General features: G+C 74.3%; 19 protein-coding genes. 5 read left to right on the top strand and 14 right to left on the bottom strand.

Annotated elements, in window-relative coordinates:
* The first annotated feature begins 121 nt into the window (after nt 1-121).
* The 3 genes from eccE to OG403_RS25560 all read left to right on the top strand — a co-directional run bounded on the left by eccE (nt 122) and on the right by OG403_RS25560 (nt 4,643).
* The gene (gene eccE, locus OG403_RS25570; protein ID WP_329568225.1) at nt 122-1,384 is read left to right on the top strand and encodes a type VII secretion protein EccE; all 1,263 of its coding nucleotides are present in this window, start codon (nt 122-124) and stop codon (nt 1,382-1,384) included.
* The gene (locus tag OG403_RS25565) at nt 1,384-2,154 is read left to right on the top strand and encodes a hypothetical protein (RefSeq protein ID WP_329568223.1); all 771 of its coding nucleotides are present in this window, start codon (nt 1,384-1,386) and stop codon (nt 2,152-2,154) included. Before eccE ends, OG403_RS25565 begins: the two co-directional genes overlap by 1 nt.
* A 200-nt stretch (nt 2,155-2,354) precedes the next feature.
* A complete protein-coding gene (locus tag OG403_RS25560; protein ID WP_329568221.1) occupies nt 2,355-4,643 on the top strand; it encodes a MinD/ParA family protein in 2,289 nt (762 codons plus the stop codon).
* Nucleotides 4,644-4,706: 63 nt separating this feature from the next.
* Here OG403_RS25560 and OG403_RS25555 read toward each other — a convergent pair whose 3' ends face one another.
* The 10 genes from OG403_RS25555 to rimP all read right to left on the bottom strand — a co-directional run bounded on the left by OG403_RS25555 (nt 4,707) and on the right by rimP (nt 18,039).
* Nucleotides 4,707-5,651 (bottom strand): bifunctional riboflavin kinase/FAD synthetase, encoded by a 945-nt coding sequence (locus OG403_RS25555; protein ID WP_329568219.1) that lies wholly within the window; start codon nt 5,649-5,651, stop codon nt 4,707-4,709.
* Nucleotides 5,652-5,702: 51 nt separating this feature from the next.
* The gene (locus tag OG403_RS25550) at nt 5,703-9,200 is read right to left on the bottom strand and encodes a serine protease (RefSeq protein WP_329568216.1); all 3,498 of its coding nucleotides are present in this window, start codon (nt 9,198-9,200) and stop codon (nt 5,703-5,705) included.
* Between the two features lie 254 nt (nt 9,201-9,454).
* Nucleotides 9,455-10,360: a tRNA pseudouridine(55) synthase TruB gene (gene truB, locus OG403_RS25545; RefSeq protein WP_329568214.1), complete on the bottom strand. Its 906-nt coding sequence runs from the start codon at nt 10,358-10,360 to the stop codon at nt 9,455-9,457.
* A 66-nt stretch (nt 10,361-10,426) separates the two neighbouring features.
* Nucleotides 10,427-11,572 carry a DHH family phosphoesterase gene (locus OG403_RS25540; protein ID WP_329568212.1) on the bottom strand — a complete coding sequence of 382 codons (1,146 nt, stop codon included), beginning with the start codon at nt 11,570-11,572 and terminating at the stop codon, nt 10,427-10,429.
* 2 nt (nt 11,573-11,574) lie between these two features.
* Nucleotides 11,575-12,027 carry a 30S ribosome-binding factor RbfA gene (gene rbfA / locus OG403_RS25535; protein WP_329568210.1) on the bottom strand — a complete coding sequence of 151 codons (453 nt, stop codon included), beginning with the start codon at nt 12,025-12,027 and terminating at the stop codon, nt 11,575-11,577.
* 165 nt (nt 12,028-12,192) lie between these two features.
* A complete protein-coding gene (locus tag OG403_RS25530) occupies nt 12,193-12,489 on the bottom strand; it encodes a DUF503 domain-containing protein (protein ID WP_329568208.1) in 297 nt (98 codons plus the stop codon).
* Nucleotides 12,490-12,623: 134 nt separating this feature from the next.
* Nucleotides 12,624-15,806, bottom strand: coding sequence for a translation initiation factor IF-2 (gene infB, locus OG403_RS25525; protein ID WP_329568206.1), 3,183 nt, complete (start codon nt 15,804-15,806; stop codon nt 12,624-12,626).
* A gap of 241 nt (nt 15,807-16,047) precedes the next feature.
* Nucleotides 16,048-16,341 (bottom strand): YlxR family protein, encoded by a 294-nt coding sequence (locus tag OG403_RS25520; protein WP_329572553.1) that lies wholly within the window; start codon nt 16,339-16,341, stop codon nt 16,048-16,050.
* A gap of 80 nt (nt 16,342-16,421) precedes the next feature.
* Complete coding sequence (nusA, locus tag OG403_RS25515) at nt 16,422-17,435, bottom strand: transcription termination factor NusA (RefSeq protein WP_329568204.1); 1,014 nt, start codon at nt 17,433-17,435, stop codon at nt 16,422-16,424.
* A gap of 31 nt (nt 17,436-17,466) precedes the next feature.
* Complete coding sequence (gene rimP, locus OG403_RS25510; RefSeq protein WP_329568202.1) at nt 17,467-18,039, bottom strand: ribosome maturation factor RimP; 573 nt, start codon at nt 18,037-18,039, stop codon at nt 17,467-17,469.
* Between the two features lie 303 nt (nt 18,040-18,342).
* Between rimP and OG403_RS25505 the strand changes: the two genes are divergently transcribed.
* Nucleotides 18,343-19,404: a ferritin-like domain-containing protein gene (locus tag OG403_RS25505; RefSeq protein ID WP_329568200.1), complete on the top strand. Its 1,062-nt coding sequence runs from the start codon at nt 18,343-18,345 to the stop codon at nt 19,402-19,404.
* Between the two features lie 84 nt (nt 19,405-19,488).
* The gene (locus tag OG403_RS25500) at nt 19,489-20,412 is read left to right on the top strand and encodes an aminoglycoside phosphotransferase family protein (protein WP_329568199.1); all 924 of its coding nucleotides are present in this window, start codon (nt 19,489-19,491) and stop codon (nt 20,410-20,412) included.
* Here OG403_RS25500 and OG403_RS25495 read toward each other — a convergent pair.
* The 4 genes from OG403_RS25495 to OG403_RS25480 all read right to left on the bottom strand — a co-directional run bounded on the left by OG403_RS25495 (nt 20,385) and on the right by OG403_RS25480 (nt 24,542).
* Nucleotides 20,385-20,969, bottom strand: coding sequence for a GNAT family N-acetyltransferase (locus tag OG403_RS25495; RefSeq protein WP_329568197.1), 585 nt, complete (start codon nt 20,967-20,969; stop codon nt 20,385-20,387). The genes OG403_RS25500 and OG403_RS25495 overlap by 28 nt on opposite strands.
* Nucleotides 20,970-21,020: 51 nt before the next feature.
* Nucleotides 21,021-21,941: a GNAT family N-acetyltransferase gene (locus OG403_RS25490; protein WP_329568195.1), complete on the bottom strand. Its 921-nt coding sequence runs from the start codon at nt 21,939-21,941 to the stop codon at nt 21,021-21,023.
* Between the two features lie 16 nt (nt 21,942-21,957).
* The gene (gene ispG, locus OG403_RS25485) at nt 21,958-23,118 is read right to left on the bottom strand and encodes a flavodoxin-dependent (E)-4-hydroxy-3-methylbut-2-enyl-diphosphate synthase (RefSeq protein WP_329568192.1); all 1,161 of its coding nucleotides are present in this window, start codon (nt 23,116-23,118) and stop codon (nt 21,958-21,960) included.
* A gap of 116 nt (nt 23,119-23,234) precedes the next feature.
* Nucleotides 23,235-24,542 carry a M50 family metallopeptidase gene (locus OG403_RS25480; protein WP_329568190.1) on the bottom strand — a complete coding sequence of 436 codons (1,308 nt, stop codon included), beginning with the start codon at nt 24,540-24,542 and terminating at the stop codon, nt 23,235-23,237.
* Nucleotides 24,543-24,574 lie beyond the last annotated feature (32 nt).

Here is a 24,574-nt window from a genome sequence, read left to right as displayed (position 1 = left end):
AAGCCAGAGGGCGCAACGGCGACGCAGGGCGGCAGCGGGCGGCGGAACGGACCCGCACGGCACAACTGCCCTGCGGACCAAGGGAGTCCAGGACCAGGACGGCGGCCCGGCGGCCGTACCCGTGAAGGTCCACCCGCGCCCCGGACTGCTCGGCGGACGGCTGCGCCTGCAGCAACTGGTGCTGGTCGAGGTGGCGCTGGCGCTGGTCGCCGTCGGCTGGACGGTCAACCGCGTGGTCGCCGCGGTGTTCGCGGTACCCGCCGTGCTGCTGCTGGTGCTGGCCCTGGTGCCGGTGCGCGGGCGCAGCCTGCCCGAGGCGCTGCGGATCCGCTCGGCGGCCCGTCGCCGGCGCCGCGAGGCGGCCGGCAGCACGCCGCCGCCGGGCACCGACCCCGGCCTGGCGCCCGCGCTGGAGCTGGAACCGGCGCTGCGCACCTGCACCCACGCCACCGAGGCCGACCTGGGCGTCGGCCGCCCGGTCCGCCGCGAGACCGGCATGATCGGGGACGGCACCTTCCTCACCTCGGTGCTGCTGGTGCAGGCCAAGGACCAGCCGCTGCGCCCGACCCGCACCGCGCTGCCACTGCCGCTGGAGCTGGTCTGCTCGGCCCTGCGGGTGGACGACATCGCACTGGAGTCCGTGCAGCTGGTCCAGCACACCCAGCCCGCCCCCGCCCCCCACCTGCCCGACAACGCGCTGGCCACCCGGGCCTACCAGGAGCTGCGGGACGGGCCCAGCACCCCGGCCCTGCGGCTGACCTGGGTCGCCCTCAAACTCGACCCGGAGCGCGCGGCCACCGCCGTGCTGGCTCGCGGCGGCGGCGAGGAGGGTGCCCGCAAGGCACTGCAGCGGGTCACCGACCAGCTCGCCGGGCGGCTCAACGGGGCCGGCTTCAGCGCCACCGCGCTCGACGAGCGGGAGCTGATCGCCGCGCTGTCCATCGCCACCTGCGCCAACCCGCTGGCCACGGCCGGCCGGCAGGGCACCGGCAGCGGCGGCAGCGGCACCCGCAGGACCCAGGAGAGCGCCCGGTTCTGGCGGATCGACGACCGCTTCCACTGCACCTACTGGATCGCCAAGTGGCCCCAGCTGAGCCGTTCCGGCCCGACCGGCCCCGGCGTGCCGGCCGCCGAGCTGGTCAACCTGGTCACCGGCACCCCGGCCCTGGCCAGCGCGTTCAGCCTGACCGCCCGCCCCGGCACCGGCGACTCGGTGGCGATCACCGGGCACGTGCGGGTGGTCGCGCGCAGCGAGGCCGACGTGGCCCAGCACGGCCGGCAGCTGGAGCAGCGCGCGCAGGGCGCGGGCCTGGGCCTGTCCCGGCTGGACCAGGAGCAGGCGCCCGGCCTGCTCGCCACCCTGCCGCTGGGGGGATGTGCCTGATGGCCTACCAGACCTACTCCGGTCACAGCCGACCGCAGCCCGCCGACGAGCGGGTCGGCCCGCTGGAGCGGATCCGGGCCGGCTTCGGCCTGCGCGGCCCGCGCCGCGAGCAGCACGTGCTCGGCCCCGAGGAGCTGGGCGCGCTGTGCGTGCCGGTCGGTGACGACGGCGTGGTGATCGGCGAGGACGCGCAGCGGCAGACCGCGGTGCTGGGCCTGTTCCGGCCCAGCACCTATGACGTGGTGCTGGTCGGCGGTGTCTGGACGGCGCAGCTGATCGCGCTGCGGGCGGCGGCGACCGGGGCCCGGGTGGCGGTGGAGACCGCCCGCCCGCAGCTCTGGGCGCCGCTGGCGCAGGCCGCGGGCGGCGGCCAGCCGTGCGTGACGGTCCATCCGATCGGACGGCTCGGCGCGCAGGGCGCCTCGGTCTCGGCCCCGGTCCTGGTGGTGCGCGACCTCGGCCCGCGCCCGCCGCGCAGCCGGCTCTCGGCCACCCCGTGGCAGTCCACCCTGACCCTGCTCCCCTTCCTCGGCCCCAACGCGGCCCGGGTGCTGAACGCGGCCGACCTGGTCGGCGTGCAGCGGGTCTCGCCGCAGGAGGCGGAGCTGATCGGACGGGTACTGTCACTGGGCGGGCCGGAGGTGGCCGCGCTGCCGACCCTCGGCGACGACCACACGCTGTGGGCCACCCGGATCCACCGGCAGTACGTACGCACCGAACCGGGCGGGGCCGAGTACCAGTTGCTCGGTCCGGCCCGCCGGGTCGACTGATCCGTGGACGCTTGATCCGTGGACGCTGTCACCGGTGCGGGTGACAGCCGCGGCAGGTCGGACTCTCCCGGTCCGCCGTCGTCCGAGTGACCGTCAGGTCGAGCCAGAACCGACGGGGCACTCAACCCGGCGAGGCACAGGTTCTAGTCTTGTGCCTGACCGCACCGCGACGAGCGGCAGCGAACACGAGGGAGCCCAAGGTGAGCAGCGATCGGGACGGCGTCTACGTCGGCGACAACGCGGCGGAGGACGACGACGACTGGTCCGACGCCCCCGACTACACTCCCCCGTCCTGGTACACCCAGGGCGACCCGGCCGCGCCCGCCGACGGCCCGGTGGCCGCCGCGGTGCCCGCGCCCGCACCCGCGCCCGCTCCGGAGCCCGTCCCGGCGCCAGCCGCTGTGACACCGCCCGCCGAGCCGGTCGCCGCCGAGGCCGAGGCCGAGCCCGTGGCGCCGCAGCCGAGCCCGCCGGTTCCCGCGCCGACGCCGGCCGCCGAGCCGGCACCGGCCGCACCCCTCGCGCCGAGCCTGCCGAACCCGGCGAACCCGGCGAACCCGCCGTTCGCCGCCGAGCCGGCCGCGTTCGCCCAGACCGGCCTGCCCACGCCGGCCGTACAGCCCGCACCGGCCGTTCATCAGCCGCTGCCGCCCGCGCAGCCCGGACCGCAGGCCCAGCCGGGACCGCCCGCGCAGCCTGGTCCGCCCCCCGGCTGGCCGGGTGCCGAGCAGTACGGCTACCAGGCCGCCGCGCCGCAGCCCGGCCCCCAGCAGCCGGGCTACGGCTACGGCTTCCCCAACAGCGCCTACCCGGCCGACGCGTACCCGCCCCAGGTCCAGCCCGGCCCGCAGCAACCCGGCCCGCTGCAACCCGGCCCGCAGCAGCCCGGACCGCAGCAGCCCGGCCCGCTGCCCCAGCAGCAGGGCGGCCCGATGGCGCCCACCCAACCGCTGCCCGGCCCCGGCACGCCGTGGGCGCAGCCGCCGGCCGTCCCCCAGCCGGGCCCGCCGCAGAGAGCCGTCCCGCAGCCCGGCCCGGTCGACCCGCGCCAGGGTGGCTGGCCGATGCCCGGCACCGGCCGACCGGAGCCGTTCCCCCCGCAGCAGCCGGGCCCCGTGCAGCAGCAGCCCTACCCGGCACCGATGGCCTACCCGCACCAGCAGGCCGTCCCGCAGGCGCCCGCCGCGTTCCAGCAGCAGGGCGCCCAGCAGCCGACCGCGCACGGCGCCCCGCTCGGCTACACCGCCGCCGTGGAGCTCTCCTCCGACCGGCTGCTGCGCAGCCAGCCCAAGCAGCAGCGCCAGGCGCCGCGGCTGAGGTTCGGCGGCAAGGCCGCGCAGGCCGAGCGCGAGCGCAAGCTGGCGATCATCCGCACCCCGGTGATGAGCTGCTACCGGATCGCGGTGATCAGCCTCAAGGGCGGTGTCGGCAAGACCACGACCACCACCTCGCTCGGGGCCACCCTGGCCAGCGAGCGCCAGGACAAGGTGATCGCGATCGACGCCAACCCGGACGCGGGCACCCTGGGGCGCCGGATCAAGCGCCAGACCGGCGCGACCATCCGCGATCTGGTGACGGCCATCCCGCACCTGCGCAGCTACATGGACATCCGCCAGTTCACCTCGCAGGACCAGAACTCCGGCCTGGAGATCCTGGCGAACGACGTCGACCCGGCGGTCTCCACCACCTTCAACGACTCGGACTACCGCCAGGTGATCGACGTGCTGGGCCGCCAGTACCCGATCATCCTGACCGACTCGGGCACCGGCCTGCTCTACAGCGCGATGCGCGGAGTGCTCGACCTGGCCGACCAGCTGATCATCGTCGCCACCCCGAGCGTGGACGGCGCCAGCAGCGCCAGCACCACCCTGGACTGGCTCTCCGCGCACGGCTACGCGGACCTGGTGCAGCGCAGCATCACGGTGGTCTCCGGGGTGCGCGAGACCAGCAAGATGATCCGGATCGAGGACATCGTCGCGCACTTCGAGACCCGCTGCCGGGGCGTCATCGTGGTGCCGTTCGACGAGAGCCTGGCGGCCGGCGCCGAGGTCAACCTGGAGATGATGCGGCCCAAGGTCCGCGAGGCCTACTTCGACCTGGCCACCCTGGTCGGCGAGGACATCGTCCGGGCCCAGCAGGCCGCGCAGAGCAACAGCTGGCAGCAGCAGGCCCAGCCGCAGCCGGGCGTGCCGCCGCAGCAGCAGTGGCCCGGTCAGCCCGGACCGGGCCAGCCGCAGCCGCAGCAGCCGTGGGGACAGCCGGGTCCGGAGGGCCAGGGCTACCCCCCGCAGCAGGACGGCGGCCGGCCGTGGGGCGCGCCGCAGCCCGCCCAGCCCTGGGCACCGCAGCCCGGCCAGCAGCCCACCGCACCGCCGCCGGGCTACGGCTACCCGCCGTCCGGCGCGCCGCAGCAGCCGGGCCCCGCGCAGCAGCAGCCCCCGCAGCAGCCCGGCGGTTACGGCTACCCGCCGCCGCCCGCCCAGAGCTGAGCAACTGACGCGGCGCCCGCCCCGATGCTTCTCGGGGCGGGCGCCGCGTCAGTCGTCCGGCCGTCAGCCGTTCGCGGTCAGCTCGCGGGCCTGCTTGACGTCGGCGGCCATCCGGTCGAGCAGCGCCTCGATGGTGTCGAACTTCTCCATGCCGCGCAGGAAGGCGAGGAAGTCGACCGCCACGTGCAGCCCGTACAGGTCCAGGCCGACCCGGTCGATCGCGTAGGCCTCCACGGTGCGGGCGGTGCCGTCGAAGGTCGGGTTGGTGCCGACCGAGATCGCGGCCGGCATCTGCTCGCCACTCGCCGTCAGCCACCCCGCGTACACCCCGTCGGCCGGGACCGCGCTGTGCGGCACGGTGTCCACGTTCGCGGTCGGGTAGCCCAGGTCGCGACCGCGCTGCGCACCGCGCACCACCGTCCCCTCGACCCGGTGCGGACGGCCGAGCACCTCACCGGCTCCGGCCATGTCACCGGTGGCGACCAGGCGGCGCACCAGCGTGGAGGAGAACGGCTCGCCGCCACCCGCCGCGCCGCGCACCTGGAGGTCGACCACCTCGACCTCGAAGTCGGCGGCCCGGCCCAGCTCGGCCAGCAGCGCGACATCGCCCGCCGCCTTGTGCCCGAACCGGAAGTTCGGCCCCTCGATCACCAGCCGCGCGTGCAGCGCGTCCACCAGCACCTGCTGGACGAAGGTCTGCGGCGACTCCTTGGAGAACTCGGCGGTGAACGGCAGCACCAGCACGGCATCCACGCCGAGCGTCGCCATCAGCTCGGCCCGGCGCGGGTGCGGGGCCAGCAGCGGCGGGTGGCTGCCGGGGCGGACCACCTCGCTCGGGTGCGGGTCGAAGGTCACCACCACGGCCTTGACGCCCAGTTCACGGGCCCGGAGGACCGCCCGGTTGATGATCAGCTGGTGCCCGAGGTGCACACCGTCGAAGGAACCGATGGTGACGACGCTGCGTCCCCAGTCGCCGGGAATCTCCTCCAGGCCACGCCAGCGCTGCACCCTGACCGCTCCTCTTCTTCCGCCACTGCTCACATGCTCGAACTCGATCCCCTATAGCGTGCCATGCGCCGCTCCGCGCCCGGGCACCGGAACACCCGCTGCGCGCGGCAGCACGGCGGTGACCGCCCGCACCGGCGTGCGCTCGGCCTCGGCCGCCGCGTACTGCGGGTCCCGGCCCTGCGCCAGCAGCGCGCGCATCCGGGCCAGCAGCGGCCCGCCGGCGGGCGGGCGGTCATCGGCGGGCCACTCGGCGAGCAGCTGCGCGAAGTCGGCGGCGCGGCCCGCGCAGCGCACCAGCAGCGCGTCCCAGCGCTCCGGCCCGCCCTCGCCCCGCTCCCAGGCGAGCGCGATCCGGCACACCACCGCGCGGGTCCACCCCGGGTCCTGGCGGGCGGTGCCGTTGGCCAGCCGCTCCAGGGCCGGCGCCAGCACGTCCGGCTCCCGTTCGGTGGCCAGCAGCCGGTCCAGGAACTCGCGGCGCAGCGCCCGGGTCGGCCCCGGGTCGTCCTGCGGCGAGGCGAGGACCAGCGCGAAGGCGCGCCGGACCGGCGCCGCACGCTCACCGGGCGGTGCCCCGAGCAGGGCGGTCAGGTCGCCCCGGCCCGCCGTGCCGAGGGTCAGCCGCCGGTTCAGGTACTCGGCGACCAGCTCGGCCCGCTCCGGACGGTCCCGCAGCAGTCGCCCGGCCAGCCGGGTGGCCGGATCGGGCAGCGAGCCCGGCGCCCCGGACCCGCCGGTCCCGGCCGGGGCGTCCGCGAGCACCCGCAGCACGGCGGCGGCGCCGGGTCCGGGCCGCGCCAGGCGGGCCTCGAAAGCGGCCAGCACCGCGCCGGTGTCGGTGGTCAGCGCCGGGCCCAGCACCTCCGGGCCGATGAACGGGTCGTCGGCCGCGTACGCCGCCAGCGCGCCGGTCAGGTGCCGGGCCCGGGTGGCCGGATCGCGGACCAGCAGCGCGAGCGCGGCCCCGTGCAGGCCCGGTTCGCCCTCCCGGGCGAGCAGCGTCAGCGCGGTGTGGCGCAGCAGCTCGCGCCCGGCGCCGGTGGCGTACGGCGCGGTGCGCAGCGCGTGCACGGCGGCGGCCACATGGCGCTCCGGGCGGGCGTCGTGGCTCCACCGGTCCACCGCGCGGCAGAGCGCGGAGGGCTCCTCGACCGCGAGCACGGTCAGCAGCGCGTCGGCTCTCGGGTGCGCGGTGTCCACCAGCGCCTCGGTCAGTTCGTCGACGCCCAGCGCCCGGTGGGCGAAGAGCAGGTCGTGCGCGAGGTCGGCGACGGTCGCGCCGGGGCGGGCGGGCAGCGCCCGGCCGTCCTCGAACCAGCGGCAGAGCGATGGGAAGGCCGTCACCCCGGTGGCGGTGAGCCGGGCCGCCGCCAGGGCCAGGAAGCCCTGCTCGGGGCCGTCCGCCCGGACCAGCAGCCGCAGCAGGGCCCAGCAGCGCTCGGCGGGCAGCGCGAGTTCGGCCCAGAACCCGGGGCCGAACCGCGCCACCGGCCCAGTGCCCGATGCGCAGCGGGCGGGTGCCGCCGCGAGTCGCTCCGCCATCAGCTCCAGCAGGTCACCGTGGGCCTGCGGGTCCTGGCCGGCCCGCAGCCCCGCGGCCAGCAGCCGGGCCGCCCACCAGCGGGCCTCCCCGTCCGCTGGCTCGCCCGCTGCCTCATCCGCCGCCTCGCCCGGCTCGGTGTCCCGTTCCGCGAGCGGTCGCCAGAGCCGGTGCAGCCAGGGATCGAGCCCCGCCGCCCCGCGCGCCCGGGCGAGCGAGCGCAGCGCCGCCTCCACCGCGCCCACCCGGTGCCGGGGCACCACGCACCGGGCGACGGGGCGGTCCTGCTCCACCAGCAGGCGCAGGGTCGCGTCCAGGTCGAGGTGCTGCCCCTGCAGCCAGTCCGCGACCTCCTCGTGCGCCAGCCGGTAGCCCTCGCCCGCCGGCACGAAGAGCCCCTCCGCGAGCACCGCCGCCGCCCAGCCGCCGTCGGCCGGGAACAGCTCCTCGAACACCGCCCGCCCCAGCCCGCCCTGTCCCGGCCCGAGCATCCGGCGGGCCGCTTCGTGCACCCGGCCGGCCACCGTCACGGCCAGTCGGCGCACCCGGCCCGGCGCGATCACGGGCACCGGCGGGACCGTGCCGCCCTTGCGGTGCGAGGCGGGGCGCAGGCCTTCCCTGGCCAGCCGTTCGGCGATCCGCAGGCAGCGCAGGTCGAGCCACCCCTGGCAGAGCTCGCCCGCCTCGGCCCCCGTCGGATCGAGGCCGGCGGCCCGCAGCTCCCCCGCCAGCCGCAGCAGCAGCGGACGCAGCTGCTGCTGCCCCGCCGTCACCCCGTACTGCCGGGCGGCCAGTTCCAGGGCCGAGCCGCCGAGCGGGCTCAGCCGGTGCAGCCGCAGCAGCGCCGGATCGAGCGAGGCTGAGTACTGCTCCCAGCTCTCCGGGCGGCAGGCCACCAGCAGCCGGACCCGCGCCGCGGCCAACCAGGCCAGCGTCGCCGTCCACCAGGCGGTGCCGAGCAGACCGGGGGCCTCCTCGGGTGCGTCCAGCACCACCAGCAGCGGCCGGTCGCGCGCCGCGCAGACCTGGGCGACCGCCGCCTCGTCGGCCCCGGCGGCGAGCCGCGCCAGCGTCCTGGCCAGCACCGCGCGCAGGCAGCGGTCCGGCGCCCGCAGGTCCGCGCCGCGCAGCCAGAGGGTCGGCAGCGCCCTGGCACCGGTGCTGCGACGCACCGCGAGGGCCGCCAGCTCGGTGGTCCGCCCGCTGCCCGGCTCGCCGACCAGAACGGTCAGCGGCACGCCGGGTTCCTCGCCGGACAGGCCGTCCGCCCGCTCCACCCGATCGGCGGCCAGCCCCGCGATCCGTCCCGGTCCCGCGCCCGCCGCGGCCAGCTGACGGTCCGCCAGCCGGAGCACCCCGCCCAGGTTGAGCGCCGGCCCGTAGGCGGGCGCGGCGACCGCGTTGCGGGCCAGCAGCTCGGCGAGTTCCGCCGGGCCCGCCGACCGGGCGGCGGACAGCGGGATCGCGCCGGTCAGGCCGTCCGGCAGCCCGCGCAGGGCGGGGGCCAGCAGGCCGAGCACCACGCCGGTCGCCGGGTCGAGCACCGGCAGTCCAGCCACCGGTTCGGTGCCCGGCGGCAGGTCGAGCAGCAGTACGCCCGACAGCAGCCGCGCCTGGCCGAGGCCGCCGGCCAGCGCGGTGCCGGCGCCGATCAGGCCGCCGCGGCCCACGCCGGGCAGCAGCACGTCCTGTCCCGGCAGCGGGGCCGCTTCGGCCACCGGCAGCGGTGCGCCGGCGACCGCCGCCCGGTCCACGGTCAGCCAGGCCAGCCCGAGTTCGGGGCAGCGGGTCAGCGCGCCGGGAGCGAGCGGGTGGGACTCCCCGGCCGCGCGCACCCGGAGTCCGTCGCCCCGCTCGGCGGCCTCGGCCACCACCTCGTCGGCGGTGAGCACCGTGCCGTCCGCATCGGCCCGGAAGCCGTGTCCGAGCGTGCGCCCGGTGCTCGTACTGATCCCGACCAGCGCCCCGTACGGGTCCGCCGGGTCGCTGCCCTCCAGGTCACCAGCCATCCGTGCTGCCCTCCCCGGCGGCCCGGTGGACACCCGTCGGGCCCGTCACCGCTGCCGTGCCTGCCGCGAGGAGCTTGCCCGCGCCACGCCCCGGGCGACCCCGACCGCCCCGTTCACCACGGGCCTTCACTTCGCGCGCTCGTCCATCCGGGTGAGGATCCGAGCCGCCCCACCCCGCAGCACCCACCGAAAAGGCGGCGCGGAAAGTCGACCCAGCCGACTTTCCGCGCCGCCCCTGGGCAACGCCGCAGCCGCTAGCCCACGAAGACCGCCACCGGTCGCGCCTGGCCGCCCTTCTCCTCCACCAGCGCGAGGAACTGCTCGCCGGGCCCGAAGACCGCGATCGGCCCGTCCACGCCGAGGCCGGGTGCCGTCAACCGGGCCCCGGTGGAGAGCAGTCGCGCGTCGTCCGCCCCGATGTCCCAGCGCGGGAACGCCGCCGCGGCGGCCTCGCCGATCGGCAGCACCGTCAACTGCTCCTCCAACTGCTCCAGGGTGTAGGCGGATTCCACCCCGTACGGTCCGACCCTGGTCCGGCGCAGCGCCGTCAGGTGACCGCCGACGCCCAGTGCGCCGCCCAGGTCGCGGGCGAGCGCGCGGATGTAGGTGCCGGAGGAGCACTCCACGGTGACGTCCAGGTCGATCACCGGCGTGCCGTCCTCGGCCACCGCCTGCCGCAGCTCGTGCACGGTGAAGGAGTGCACCGTGGTCGGCCGGGCCGGCAGCTCGAAGTCCTCGCCCTCGCGGACCCGGTGGTAGGAGCGCTTGCCGTCGATCTTGATCGCGCTGACCTTGGAGGGCTGCTGCATGATCTCGCCGGTCAGCACCGCGATCTGCTCGTCGATCGCCGCCCGCGGCACCGCGTCGGCCGGCGTCGAGGCGGTGACCTCGCCCTCCCGGTCATCGGTGATCGTGGTCTGGCCGAGCCGGATGGTCGCCTCGTAGGTCTTGGCGGTGAGCATCAGGTGCCCGAGCAGCCGGGTGGCCCGCTCGACGCCGATCACCAGGACCCCGGTGGCCATCGGGTCCAGGGTGCCGGCGTGGCCGACCTTCCTGGTCCCGGCCAGCCGCCGCAGCCGGGCGACCACGCCGTGGGAGGTGATGCCCTCGGGCTTGTCCACGATGACCAGACCGTCAGGGCCAGTGCCTTTGCGCTTCATCAGTTCTTTCTCTGCAATGTTTGCAAACCTTGGAAACAGGGCTTGCAGACGTTGCAAGCCCTGCGGTCAATCCGCCAGCGCGGCCCGGAACCGCGCCATCGCGCTCGGCACGTCCTCCCGCGCCGAGAAGCCGGCCTGGAAGGTGTGCCCGCCCCCGCCCAGCTTCGTGCAGACGACCGCGAGATCGACCGCGCCCTTGGACCGGCAGGACCCGCGCAGCGTGCCGTCCGGGTCCTGCTTGAGCACCAGGGCCACCTCGGCCTCGGCGGGCTTGCGCAGCACGTCGATCAGGCCTTCGAGCTCCTCCATCGTCACGCTGAACAGCACCAGGTCCTGGTAGGGCACCCAGGTCCACACCAGCCCCCGGCCACCCGCCGCCGCGGGCTCGTACACCGCCCGGTCCAGCGCGGCACCCAGCACCTTCAGGTAGCCGAAGGAGGTGGTGTCCCAGAGCTGACGGGAGATCAGGTCGTGCCGGATCCCGGTGGCCAGCAGCCGACCGGCCAGCTCATGGGTGGCCGGCGTGGTGCCGGCGTACTTGAACGACCCGGTGTCGCTCGCCACCCCGGTGTACAGGCAGGTGGCGATGTCCCGGTCGATCGGCACCCGCAGCCGCCGCAGCAGCTCGTCCACCAGCACGGCGGTGGCCGGCACGCCCGGGTCGATGATCCGGTGCGTCCCGAAGCCCGGGTTGGAGGCGTGGTGGTCCAGCACCACCAGCGCCCGCGCCGCGAAGGCCTTCTCCCGCAGCAGGCCGAGCCGCCCCTCGGAGGCGACGTCGAAGCAGATCACCAGCTCCGGCCGGTCCGGCAGCTCGGCGGCGGGCACGATCAGCTCCTGCCCCGGCAGGAAGGAGAGCGAGTCCGGAACGATCTGCGGGTCGTCCCCGAAGGAGACCCGCACCTGGTGCCCGAGCGAGCGCAGCGCCAGCCCGACCGCCAGCGCCGAGCCGAGCGCGTCACCGTCCGGAGCGATGTGGCAGATCAGGTCGATCGCCGGGCAGCGCCCGATCTCGGCCACGATCCGCTGCCACTGCGCCTCGAACCCGGCCTGCGTGTCCGGCGCCGACGAGCCCTCGGCCCGCGCGCCCCGCTCCCCCGCGAAACCGCCCGGTGACTCCTCGCGCTGCCCCGGAAGCACCGCGAGGGCGTCGGTCACCGAGTTGGTGACCGACGCCCTCGCCGAACCGGCCGCCGCCGGCTCACTTGCCATGACTACTCGTCCTCGTCCGCGTCGTCGTCGCGCTCGGCGGCCGGCACCTTGTAGGGGTCGGCCTCCCCCGCGTACTGCGCCCCGGTCGCCGCGGTGCGTACCGCCGCGTCCGAGACCCGGACCCGCTCGAGCAGGTCGTCGATGGTCTTCGCGGTGTCCGGCAGCGCGTCGGCGACGAAGGTCAGCGACGGGGTGAAGCGCACCCCGGTCTGCTTGCCGACCTCCGAGCGGAGCACCCCCTTGGCGCTCTCCAGCGCGGCCGCGGTCGCCTCCCGCTCGGTGTCGTCGCCGAAGACCGTGTAGAAGACGGTGGCCTCCCGCAGGTCGCCGGTGACGCGGGTGTCGGTGATGGTCACGAAGCCCAGGCGCGGGTCCTTGATCCGCCGTTCCAGGGTCTGGGCGACGATCACCTGGATTCGATCGGCGAGCTTGCGCGCCCTTGCGGTGTCGGTCACGTTGCCTCCTCGTGCAGTGGGCACGGTACGCCGGACGCCGCAGCGCCCATCGGGGCCCACGCCCCAACGTACCGGCCCGCGCTCAGCCTTGTGAGCGCTATCGGTCCTCGTCGGTGTGACGGTGGCGACAGCCCGTTCCCGGGTGGCCGCCCGCACATCCCGACCTCAATCATCGTCGTCGCCGTAGTACCGCCGCCGGGCGGAGAGCAGCTGCACTTCGGGGCGGCCGGCGACCAACCGCTCGCAGCTGTCCAGGATCTCGGTGACGAAACGGTGCTCACCGGAGACCACCGCCAGGCCGATCTCGGCCCGCCGGTGCAGCTCCTGGTTTCCGACTTCCGCAGCACAGACGCTGTACTTGCGCTGCAGTTCGGCCACGATGGGCCGCACGATCGAACGCTTCTCCTTGAGCGAATGGACATCGCCCAGCAGCAGGTCGAAGGTGAGTGTTCCCACGAACATGTATGACAGGTCTCGCCGACCTGAAGGCCTCGTAGGGCGCCCCGAACGGGGCTCGTAGCGCAGGACCTTACACAGCGAGACCGGGGCCGGTCGACGGGAAATTCCCGTCGGCCGGCCCCGGGTGGAGAGAGCTGCTACGAGCGCGGCTTCTCGCGCATCTCGAAGGTCTCGATGACGTCGTCCACCTTGATGTCGTTGAACGACCCCAGGGTGACACCGGCCTCGAAGCCCTCGCGGACCTCGGTCGCGTCGTCCTTGAAGCGACGCAGGCCCTCGATGGTGAGGGTCTCCGCCACGACCTTGCCGTCGCGGATGAGGCGGGCCTTGGCGTTGCGGCGCAGCAGGCCCTCGCGGACGATGACACCCGCGATGTTGCCGAACTTGGAGCTGCGGAAGACCTCGCGGATCTCCGCGGAGCCGAGGCGCACCTCCTCGTACTCCGGCTTGAGCAGGCCCTTGAGCGCCGCCTCGATCTCCTCGATCGCCTGGTAGATGACCGAGTAGTACCGGACGTCGACGCCCTCGCGCTCGGCCGCCGTGCGAGCACGGCCCTCGGCGCGGACGTTGAAGCCGATGATGATCGCGTCCGAGCCCATCGCCAGGTCCACGTCGGACTCGGTGATGGCACCCACACCGCGGTGCAGGATGCGCAGCTCGACCTCGTCGCCGACGTCCAGCTTGACCAGCGCGTCCTCGAGGGCTTCCACCGAACCGGAGACGTCGCCCTTGATGATCAGGTTCAGCTGCTGGATGCCGCCGGCCGCGATCGCCTGGTCCAGGTTCTCCAGCGAGATCCGCATCGGACGCTTGGCGAACATGGCGTTGCGGTCACGGGCCGAACGCTTCTCGGCGATCTGGCGCGCGGTGCGGTCGTCGTCGACAACGATGAAGCTGTCGCCGGCGCGCGGCACCGAGGTCAGACCGAGCAGCAGGACCGGACGGGACGGGCCCGCCTCGTCGACGTTCTTGCCGTTCTCGTCGAGCATGGCGCGGACGCGGCCGTGCGCGTCACCCACCGCGATCGAGTCGCCGACGCGGAGCGTACCGCGCTGGACCAGGACGGTCGCCATGGCGCCGCGGCCCTTGTCCAGGTGCGCCTCGATGGCGATACCCTGCGCGTCCTGCTCCGGGTTGGCCCGCAGGTCCAGCGAGGCGTCCGCGGTCAGGACCACGGCCTCCAGCAGCTGGTCGATGTGCAGGCCCTGGCGGGCGGAGATGTCGACGAACATGGTGTCGCCGCCGTACTCCTCGGCCACCAGACCGAACTCGGTCAGCTGACCGCGGACCTTGACCGGGTCCGCACCCTCGACGTCGATCTTGTTGACCGCGACCACGATCGGCACACCGGCGGCCTTGGCGTGGTTGAGCGCCTCGACCGTCTGCGGCATGACACCGTCGTTGGCCGCGACCACCAGGATCGCGATGTCGGTGGACTTGGCACCACGGGCACGCATGGCGGAGAACGCCTCGTGACCCGGGGTGTCGAGGAAGGTGATCTTCCGGTCCTCGCCGTTGACCTCGGCGGTGACCTGGTAGGCACCGATGTGCTGGGTGATGCCACCGGCCTCGCCCGCGACCACGTTGCTCTTGCGGATCGCGTCGAGCAGGCGGGTCTTACCGTGGTCGACGTGACCCATGACGGTGACGACCGGCGGGCGAGGCATGAGCTCGTCCTCGTCGCCCTCGTCGGCACCGAAGTCGATGTCGAACGACTCCAGCAGCTCGCGGTCCTCGTCGTCACGGCTGACGATCTCGAGCACGAAGCCCATCTCGCCGGCCAGCAGCTCGAGGGTCGCGTCGGCGACCGACTGGGTCGCGGTGACCATCTCACCGAGGTTGAACATCACCGAGACGAGCGCGGCCGGGTTGGCGTTGATCTTCTCCGCGAAGTCCATCAGCGAGGCACCACGCGACAGGCGGACGGTCTGCCCGTTGCCGCGAGGCAGCATCACACCGCCGACGGACGGGGCCTGCATGGCCTCGTACTCCTGGCGACGCTGACGCTTCGACTTGCGGCCACGGGCCGGGCGACCGCCCGGGCCACGACCGAAGGCACCCTGCGTGCCACCACGGGCACCCGGGCCGCCAGGACGGCCGCCGAAGCCACCGGGACGGGCGCCGCCGCCACCGAAGCCACCGCCGCCACCGGCACCGCCACCCGGACGGGGGCCGCCGAAGCCGCCGCCACCGGCCGGACGCGAGCCCGGACCGGCCGGACGGCCCTGGAAGCCGGGACGAGCGCCACCACCGGCACCCGGACCACCCGGACGGCCACCGGGGCCACCCGGACCACGGCCACCGGGGCCGGGACGCGGACCGGTACCCGGGCCGGGACGCTGCGGCATCATGCCGGGGTTCGGACGGGGCATGCCGGACGGGCTCGGCCCACCGGGACGCGGGCCGGCCGGACGGGGCATCCCGTCGGGACGCGGCGCACCGGCACCCGGGGCACCGGCGGGACGCGGACGGTCGCCGGGACCACCGGGACGCTGCGGACGGTCGCCAGGGGCACCCGGACGCTGCGGACGGTCGCCGGGGCCACCGGGACGCTGCGGACGGTCACCCGGCGCACCGGCGGGACGCTGCGGACGGTCGCCACCGGGACGCGGACGCTCGCCGGGGCCACCGGCGGGACGCTGCGGACGGTCACCGGGACCACCGGAACGGCGGTCGCCGGGGCGGGCCATACCGGTGGCGCTGCCCGAGGTGAAGGGGTTGTTGCCCGGACGCGGACCGGCCGGACGCGGGCCCGGACGGGCACCGCTGCCGGCGGCCGGAGCGGCTGCCGGACGCGGCGCGGAAGCCGGGGCCTGGGCCGGGGCCGGGGTGGCCGGACGAGCCGGAGCCTCACTGGCCGGGGCCGGGGAGGAGAACTCGGCGGCCGGAGCGGCCGGAGCCGCGGGACGCGCCGCCGGGCGCGGGCCCGGGGTCGGGGCACCGGCCGGACGCGGCGCGGCGGGGGCCGCCGGAGCAGCCGGAGCCGCGGCGGCGGGAGCCGGCGCGGCGGCCGGGGTCGGACGGGGGCCGGGGGTCGCGGTGGGACGCGGACCCGGCGTGGGGGCACCCGGCTTGGGTGCGGCAGCACCGGCAGCGCCGGTGGGGGTGGGCGCCGCGGGCTTCCGCGGGCCAGGCTTGGCAGCACCGCCGCCAGCGGGCGGGGTCGCTCCCAGAGCATCAGTCAACTTGCGCACGACCGGCGCCTCGATCGTCGAGGACGCCGAACGGACGAACTCACCGAGCTCGGTGAGCTTGGCCATCACGGCCTTGCTCTCCAAGCCAAGCTCCTTGGCGAGTTCATATACCCGGACCTTAGCCACTTCGCTCCTGTCTATAAGTCCGGGGTCGTCTCCGCCGGACCGTCGCTACTTCATGGGCGTACTCATCGCGTACTCATCGAGTGCTCATCGCAATCTCGACCTACTTCCATCTCGCGAGGTACCTGACTGGTGGCGTGCCGCACCGGAGTGCGCGCGCCGTGCTCTGTGCGGTGGTTCTCCCCCGCACCGGCGGGGGTCGTGCCCTGCGGGCGAACCCGAGACCCAGCTCAGACCGCTGGGGTCAGGACGCCGGGGCGCTCTGTGCCCAAGCCTCGACCCGCTGGCGCAGTGACTCCGTGTCGAGCGTGCCCTGGAGCCGGAAGGCCCTCGGAAACGCCCGGCGACGGACCGCCAGGTCGAGGCAGGCCGACTCGGGGTGCAGGTACGCGCCCCGGCCAGGCAGCGAGCCGCGAGGATCGGGGACGCAGACGCCCTCGACCGCCGTGACCCGCAACAGCTCGTGTTTGGCCGCTCGCTTGCGACAGCCCACGCAAGTGCGTTCAGGGCATGCGCGGACATGCGTCCGGCCGGACACCATCAAGTCTACCCCTCCGCAGGGACTGACCGCGGCCCCGGTGATCAGGCCGGGGCCGCTGCTCCTGGACGACAACACCACTACTCGACGCGGGATTCCCTGTCGGGGCCGCCCTCCGGGGCCTCGGTGTCCGGGCGGATGTCGATCCGCCACCCGGTCAGGCGGGCGGCCAGACGGGCGTTCTGCCCCTCCTTGCCGATCGCCAGCGACAGCTGGTAGTCGGGCACGATCACCCGGGCGGAGCGCTGGGCGTAGTCCACGATCTCGACCTTCGTCACCCGAGCGGGGGACAGCGCGCTGGCCACCATCTCGGCCGGGTCCTCCGACCAGTCGACGATGTCGATCTTCTCGCCGTGCAGCTCCGCCATCACGTTGCGCACCCGGCCGCCCATCGGGCCGATGCAGGCGCCCTTGGCGTTCAGGCCGGCCCGGCGCGAGTAGACGGCGATCTTGGTGCGGTGGCCGGCCTCGCGGGCGATCGCGGCGATCTCCACCGAACCGTCGGCGATCTCCGGGACCTCCAGCGCGAAGAGCTTGCGCACCAGGTTGGGGTGGGTGCGCGAGAGCGTCACCGAGGCGCCGCGCACGCCGCGGCGGACCGCGACCACGTAGCTGCGCAGCCGGGTGCCGTGCTTGTACTCCTCACCGGGGACCTGCTCCTGCGGGGGCAGGATGGCCTCCAGCTTGCCGATGTCCACCAGCACGTTCTTCGGGTCGTTGCCCTGCTGGACGACACCGGTGACGATGTCGCCCTCCTTGCCCGCGTACTCGCCGAAGGTCTGGTCGTCGGCGGCGTCGCGCAGCCGCTGCAGGATGACCTGCTTGGCGGTGCTGGCGGCGATCCGGCCGAAACCGCTCGGGGTGTCGTCGAACTCCTTGGGCTCCACGCCCTCCTCGAGCTCGCTCGCGTCCTCAAGCGCCCACACGGTCACATGGCCGGTCTTGCGGTTCAGCTCGACGCGGGCCCGACGGCGCGAGCCCTCGGTCCGGTGGTACGCGATGAGGAGCGCCGACTCGATCGACTCGACCAGCAGGTCGAACGGGATGTTCTTCTCGGTCACCAGCCCACGCAGGGCACTCATGTCGATGTCCACGGCTACGCCTCCTCTGCTCTTCTCTTCTTGCTCACTGCTCGTCTGCGGCTTCGTCGTTGTCGTCACCATCGGTGGCGTCGTCCGTGTCGTCGGACCCCGCGTCATCGGCGAGCAGCTGCTCGTCCTCCTTGCGGTTGAACTCCACCTGGATCCGCGCCTTCGCGACCTCGGCGAAGGTCAGGGCGCGCTCCTTGGCCCGGCCGCGTCCCTTGACCGGCTGCACCTCGACCAGCGCGCCGTCCTCGTCGCTGGACAGGATCCGGGCGACCAGCTCGCCACCCTCGGTGAGCTGCACCTTCACCAGCCGGCCGGCGTTGCGGCGCCAGTGCCGGGGCTCGGTCAGCGGGCGGTCCACGCCCGGGGAGCCGACCTCCAGGACATACGCGACGTCACCCATCAGGTCGCTCGCGTCCAGGGCCTGGCCGACCTCGCGGCTGAACTCGGCGATCGCGTCGAGGTCCACGCCGCCGTCCGCGTCCACATCGATCTGCACCTGGCGGCGGCTGCCGGCCTGGCTCACCTTGAGATCCTCAAGATCCAGGCCCGCGCGCTCGGCCAGCGGCTCCAACAGGGCACGCAACCGATCGGTGGGGGTGGTGCTCATCCGGGTGACTCCTCGGCCGCGTCTGCTGTTGTCAGAAGGTCGTAACTCGACCCAAAGCCTATCGGGTCGACCCCCGAACCGCCGATTCCGCCTCCGCCGCCCACCCGGCGGCGGCTGCCGAACCGGGCGCTTCGCGGAACCGGCCCCGCCCGTGGCAGCGTCGGTCACGGACGGTACGGTCCAAGCGGGCGGGCACAACTCTTTCACTCTGTGAATGCCGTGAACACTGGGGTGCGGCCCGCAGTCAGCCATAGCAGCGGGGGGCCGTTCGGCCGCTTCCGCACGACCTCATGGAGCGCGTCGATGCAGTCCCCCAGCCGGCGGACCTTCCTGGCCGCCGGAGCGATGGCCGCCGCCGGACTCCTGGCCGCCTGCACCTCCTCCGGGGCGAAGTCCGACGCCGGGAGCGGTTCGGGCGGTGGCGCGGCCAGGAAGGCCGACCCCGACCTGCCGCTGCGCACCCGGGCGGTGGCCGCCACCGACGCGCTGATCGCCCAGTACGCGACGGCCCAGGGCGGGGGCGCGCCGAACGCCCAGCTCGACGCGCTCCGGGCCGACCTGCGGACGCAGCGCGCGGCCCTGGCGACCGGGCTGCCGGCCGGTGCCGCCTCACCGCGCACCAGCGCCGCCGCCTCGGCCGGCGCCACTGCCTCGGCAAGCCCCTCGGCGAACTCCGCCGCCGGCGCGGCGGCGAGCCCGGCGACCCTGGCGGCGGCCGAGTGGAGCACCGCGCAGGCCCGGCTCGCCGACCTGGCCGCCGCCTCCCCCGAGTTGGCCAAGCTGCTGGCCTCGGTCTCGGCGGCGGGCGCGCTGCACACCCTCGAACTCGGCAACCAGGCCCCGCTGGCGGCGACTCAGGCCGACGCACCGTCAGCCACCCCCTCCCCCGCCGCGAGTGGCACCCTGTCAGGCGGCCTGCCGGCCGAGGCCGTCAGCGCGCTGCAGGCGGCGCTGGCCGGTGAGCACGCCGCGGTCTACGCCTTCGGGGTGATCGGCGCGCTGATACCCGTCGGTCCCAAGCGCGACGACGCGCGCGCCTGCTACGCGGCCCACCAGGCCCGCCGGGACACCTGGCAGCGGCTGCTGGCCGGCGCGGGCGCCACCCCCCTCGCCGCCGCCCCCGGCTACCAGCTGCCGTTCGCCGTGCCGGACGCCGCCACGGCCGCCAAGCTGGCCGCCACCGTCGAGACCCGGCTGACCGCCCTCTACGCCGATCTGGTGGCAGCCGCCGCCGGCTCGCTGCGGCTGGCCGGCGCCACCGCGCTGCGGGCCTGCACGCTGCAGGCCTACCACTGGGGCGGTGCCCCGGGCGCGCTGCCCGGGATGCCCGCACCGGCCGCCGCGAGCGCCCCGGCCAGCCCCTGACCAGTGCGGCCTGCCGTCCAGCCGGCGCTCGATGGCCGACAATGGACGGGAAGCAGCAGGGGGCGCACCGGACGGAGGACCGGCATGTCGGCAGCAGCAGGGCAGTTCACCGTCCCGGATCGACTGCGCGAGAACGTGCTGGCCCGCCAGGGCGAGGCCGGCGCCCGCTGGCTGGACGAGCTGCCGGACCGGGTGGCCCACCAGCTGACCCGGTGGGACCTCACCCTGGACCGGATCGCCGAGCCGGGCGGCCGACTCAGCGTGATCGGCTACGTGCGGCGGGCGGACAACACCCCCGCCGTGCTGAAGGCGGGCCTGGTCACCCCGGAGACCGCCCAGGAGCACGCCGCGCTGAGCCACTGGGCCGGGCGCGGCGCCGTGCTGCTGCTGGACGCCGACCCCGCCGAGGGCTTCCTGCTGCTGGAGCGCCTGCACGGGGACATCCCGCTGCGCTCGCTGGTCGAGGCCAAGGCGATGCTGGAGGCCTGCGGCCTGCTGCGGCGGCTGTGGACCAGGCCCGCCGACGGCCACGCGTTCAGCTCGGTGGCCGAGCACGTCGCGGTCCGCGCCGACTGGCTGCGGGAGCACCCGGCGGCGGCCGAACGGCTGGACGCCCGACCGCTGGTGGACGCCGCGCTGCGCACCGCCGAGGACTTGCTGGCCTCCGGCGAGGAGGCCTTCCTGCTGCACGGCGACTTCCACCACGGCAATGTGATGGCCGCCGACCGCGCACCGTGGCTGGCCATCGACCCGCAGCCGCTGGTCGGCGAGCGCGCCTTCGACCTGGCCTGGCTGGTCCAGGACCGCAAGGAGACACTGGCCGCCGCGGCCGGCCCCGAGGGCGCGGTGCGCCGCCGCCTGCACCAGCTGTCCGAGGCCCTGGAGGTGGACCTGGACCGGCTGCGCGGCTGGACGCTGTTCCGCAGCGTGGCGGCCGGACTGGCGGCCCTGGCCGGCGGCGACCGGGCCGGCGCCGAGCGCTACCTGGAGTTCGCCGGCCGGCTGTAGGAGCCGCCACCGGTACGGTCGAGCAGCGGCAGCCGGGCGCCCATCACCGCGTAGGGGCGGTCGGTGTTCGGGAAGCGCACCGGGCGGGCCAGGTCGCGGTAGCCGAGCGAGCGGTAGAGGCGGCGGGCCGGGGTCTCGGCGTCGATCGCGGAGAGGATGCTGCGGGGCAGCCCGGACCGCTCGCACAGGGTGCGGATCAGGGTGCTGCCCAGGCCCCGGCCCTGGAACTGCGGCAGCACGTGCAACTCGGTGACGGCGAACACGCCGTCCAGCCAGTCGCCGTGCCCGCGCGCCTCCAGATGCGGCTCGATCACCGTGCTCCACCAGTGCTCGCGCTGGTTCGGCATGCCGTAGCCGAAGCCGACCAGCCGACCCGCGCAGAGCGCGCCCAGCGCGATCACCCCCGGCTGCAGCGCGTGCCGCCCCACGATGTGCAGCCGTACCGCGACCTCCTCGGGCGAGAGCCCGAAGGCCGCCGACTGCACCTCCAGCGCGTACGGCGCCCAGGCCGCCAGGTCGATCGGCTGGACGGTCACCTCGGTCAACTGCTGCTCCATGCCCGGGACGTTACTCCTGCACCGCCCGGAAAATCAGCGACCTGGAAAAGCCTAGAAGAGCACCGACATGAAGGCGCCCACCTCGCGGAAGCCGACCCGGTGGTAGGCGGCGCGGGCGGGCAGGTTGTAGTCGTTCACGTAGAGGCTGACCACCGGGGCGACCTCGCGCAGCGCGATCTCCAGGACAGCCGCCATCCCGCTCTCGGAGATCCGGCGGCCGCGGTGGGCGGGGGCCACCCAGACGCCCTGGATCTGGCAGGCGCCCTGGGTGACCGCACCGATCTCGGCCTTGAAGACGACCTCGCCCTGCTCCGAGATCCGGGCGAACGACCGGCCGCCACCCACCAGTTCGGCCACCCGGGCCTGGTAGAGCAGTCCGCCGTCGCCGGCCAGCGGGGAGATGCCGACCTCCTCGGTGAACATCGCCACGCAGGCCGGCATCAGCAGGTCGATCTCGTCCCGGCGGACCCGGCGGACCAGCGGGTCGGGGGCCACCTCGGTGGCGGGCTCGGTGGCGGCCATCAGCGGCTGGTGGCCGCGGACCTCGCGGGCCGGCCCCCAACTGCGCTGCAGCAGCGCCCAGAGCGCGGCGGTGGAGTCGGCGGGGCCGACGATCGAGGAGCAGCGCCGCCCCTGGCGCCGGGCCCGCTCGGCGAAGGCGACCACGGCCTGCGGACCGGCGTTGATCGGCACCAGGTTGGCGCCGGCGTAGCAGAGCGACTCCAGCCGGCCGTCCTGGTCGAACCAGCCCCACATCTCACCGCCGAGCCGCCACGGGTCGAGGCCGACCGCCTCGACCCGGGTGGCGACGAAGGCGTTGGCGACCGGGTCCCGGTGCAGCACCGCCAAGGTGTCGGCGAGATCCGGGCCGTCCAGCACCCGGGTCGCCTCCCCCGGCCTCCGGCCGGCGGGACCCCCATGGACGCGGGCAGCCTGCTTGGCACCGGGGAGCATCACACCTCGATCGAGCACAGCGCCTCATCCACCGTCAGTCGGCGGCGATCACGGTCGGGGTGCCGGACTCGACGCCCTCGGACTGCATCTGCTCGGCCAGCTTGAGGGCCTCTTCGATCAGGGTCTCGACGATCTTCGACTCGGGGACGGTCTTGATCACCTCGCCCTTGACGAAGATCTGCCCCTTGCCGTTGCCCGAGGCCACCCCCAGGTCCGCCTCACGCGCCTCACCCGGACCGTTCACCACACAACCCATCACCGCGACCCGCAGCGGCACCTCCATGCCCTCCAGGCCCGCGGTGACCTCCTCCGCCAGCTTGTACACATCCACCTGGGCCCGACCGCAGGACGGACACGAGACGATCTCCAACCCGCGCTGACGCAGGTTCAACGACTCCAGGATCTGGATCCCGACCTTGATCTCCTCCACCGGCGGCGCCGACAGCGACACCCGGATCGTGTCCCCGATCCCCTCCGCCAGCAGCGCACCGAACGCCACCGCCGACTTGATCGTCCCCTGGAACGCCGGCCCCGCCTCCGTCACCCCCAGGTGCAGCGGATAGTCGCAGGCCGCCGCCAGCTGCCGGTAGGCGTTGATCATCACGACCGGGTCGTTGTGCTTGACCGAGATCTTGATGTCCCGGAAACCGTGCTCCTCGAACAGCGAGCACTCCCACAGCGCCGACTCGACCAGCGCCTCAGGAGTGGCCTTGCCGTACTTCTCCAGCAGCCGCTTGTCCAGCGACCCGGCGTTCACCCCGATCCGGATCGGCACACCCGCCTGCGAGGCCGCCTTCGCGATCTCACCGACCTTGTCGTCGAACGCCTTGATGTTGCCCGGGTTGACCCGCACCGCCGCACAGCCGGCGTCGATCGCCGCGAACACGTACTTCGGCTGGAAGTGGATGTCCGCGATCACCGGGATCTGCGACTTCCTCGCGATGATCGGCAACGCGTCCGCGTCATCCTGCGAAGGCACCGCCACCCGCACGATCTGACACCCCGAAGCGGTCAGCTGCGCGATCTGCTGCAGCGTCGCGTTCACATCCGAGGTCAGCGTGGTGGTCATCGACTGCACCGACACCGGCGCGTCACCACCCACCGGAACGTTGCCGACCATGATCTGACGCGAGTGGCGCCGCTTGGCCAGCGGCTTCAGCGGCAGGGACGGAATACCGAGCGAGATCGCGGTCATGTGCGCAGGGTTCCCCGGAGTAGAGGTGACGGACGCCGGGCGCGCGGTGATCGCGCACCCGGCGTCCAACGGTACGGCACCCCGGGGGGCGCGCACGCACGCCCCCTGAGCAGCGGCTAGCTGATCTTGACCGGGTTGATCACGTCGGCGACCAGCACCAGCAGGGTGAAGCCGATGAAGATGCTGGCCACCACGTAGGCCAGCGGCATCAGCTTGGCCACGTCGAACGGGCCCGGGTCGGGACGCTTGAAGAGCTTGGCGGCCTGCCGCCGGATCGACTCCCAGACCGCCCCGGCCACGTGTCCGCCGTCCAGCGGCAGCAGCGGCAGCATGTTGAAGAGGAAGAGCGAGAGGTTGATCCCCGCCAGCAGGTTGATCATGGTGGCGATCCGCTGCGAGGCGGGCATGTGCAGCGCGAAGACCTCGCCGCCGACCCGGGCCGCGCCGACCATGCCGACCGGGGAGTCGGCCTGGCGGGGGGCGCCCTTGACCACCGAGTCCCACAGGCCCGGGATCTTGCCGGGCAGCGCGACCAGCGAGTGGACACCGGTGTCGGCCATGTTGGACATCTGGCTCAGGCTCTCCCCGAAGCCCAGCTGGACCACCCCGGTGGTCGGGCTGATCCCGAGGAACCCGGCCGTCACCGGCGCGGCGCCGGGGATCGGGTCGCCGTACTTGTCCAGCTTGGCCAGCTGGTTCTTGGTGATCTGCGCGGTGAGGGTGAGCTGCTGCCCCTTGCGGTCGACCGTGATCGGCACGGTCTTGCCGTAGGAGTCGCGGATGTTGTTGGAGAGCTGCTGGTAGTTGCGGATCGCGTTGCCGTCGAAGGAGACGATGTGGTCGCCCGCCTTCAGTCCGGCCGCCGCGGCCGGGGAGGGCGTCGCGCCCGGGGCGCAGGTGTCGTTCGTCTGGGTCGCCGGGACCACGCACTGGGAGACCGAGCTGACGATCGGCAGCGACTTGGGCACCCCGAAGCCCATCATGGTGACCAGGAAGAGCGCGAAGGCCAGGATCAGGTTCATGAACGGCCCGGCGAACATCACGATGATCCGCTGCCAGGGCTTGCGGGTGTAGAAGAGCCGGTCCTCGTCGCCGGCCTGCAGCTCCTCGTAGGAGGCCTCGCGGGCGTCCTCGATCATCGAGCGCCAGGGCGAGCTGCTGCGCTTGGTGATCCGCCCGTCCTCGCCCGGCGGGAACATCCCGATCATCCGGATGTAGCCGCCGAACGGGATCGCCTTGAACCCGTACTCGGTCTCGCCCTTCTTCCGGGACCAGATGGTCGGGCCGAAGCCGACCATGTACTGCGGCACCCGGATCTTGAAGAGCTTGGCGGTCGAGAGGTGGCCCAGTTCGTGCCAGGCGATCGAGATCAGCAGCCCGACGAAAAAGACCACGATGCCCAGCACCGTCATCACTGCAGTCACCGCTGGTCCTCCGTCATATCGCTCCCCATCGG

The sequence above is a fragment of the Kitasatospora sp. NBC_01266 genome (assembly GCF_036242395.1).
Classification (GTDB): Bacteria; Actinomycetota; Actinomycetes; order Streptomycetales; family Streptomycetaceae; genus Kitasatospora.
The sequence above is the reverse complement of the archived record's forward strand: the minus strand, read 5'-3'. Positions and strand labels throughout refer to the sequence as shown.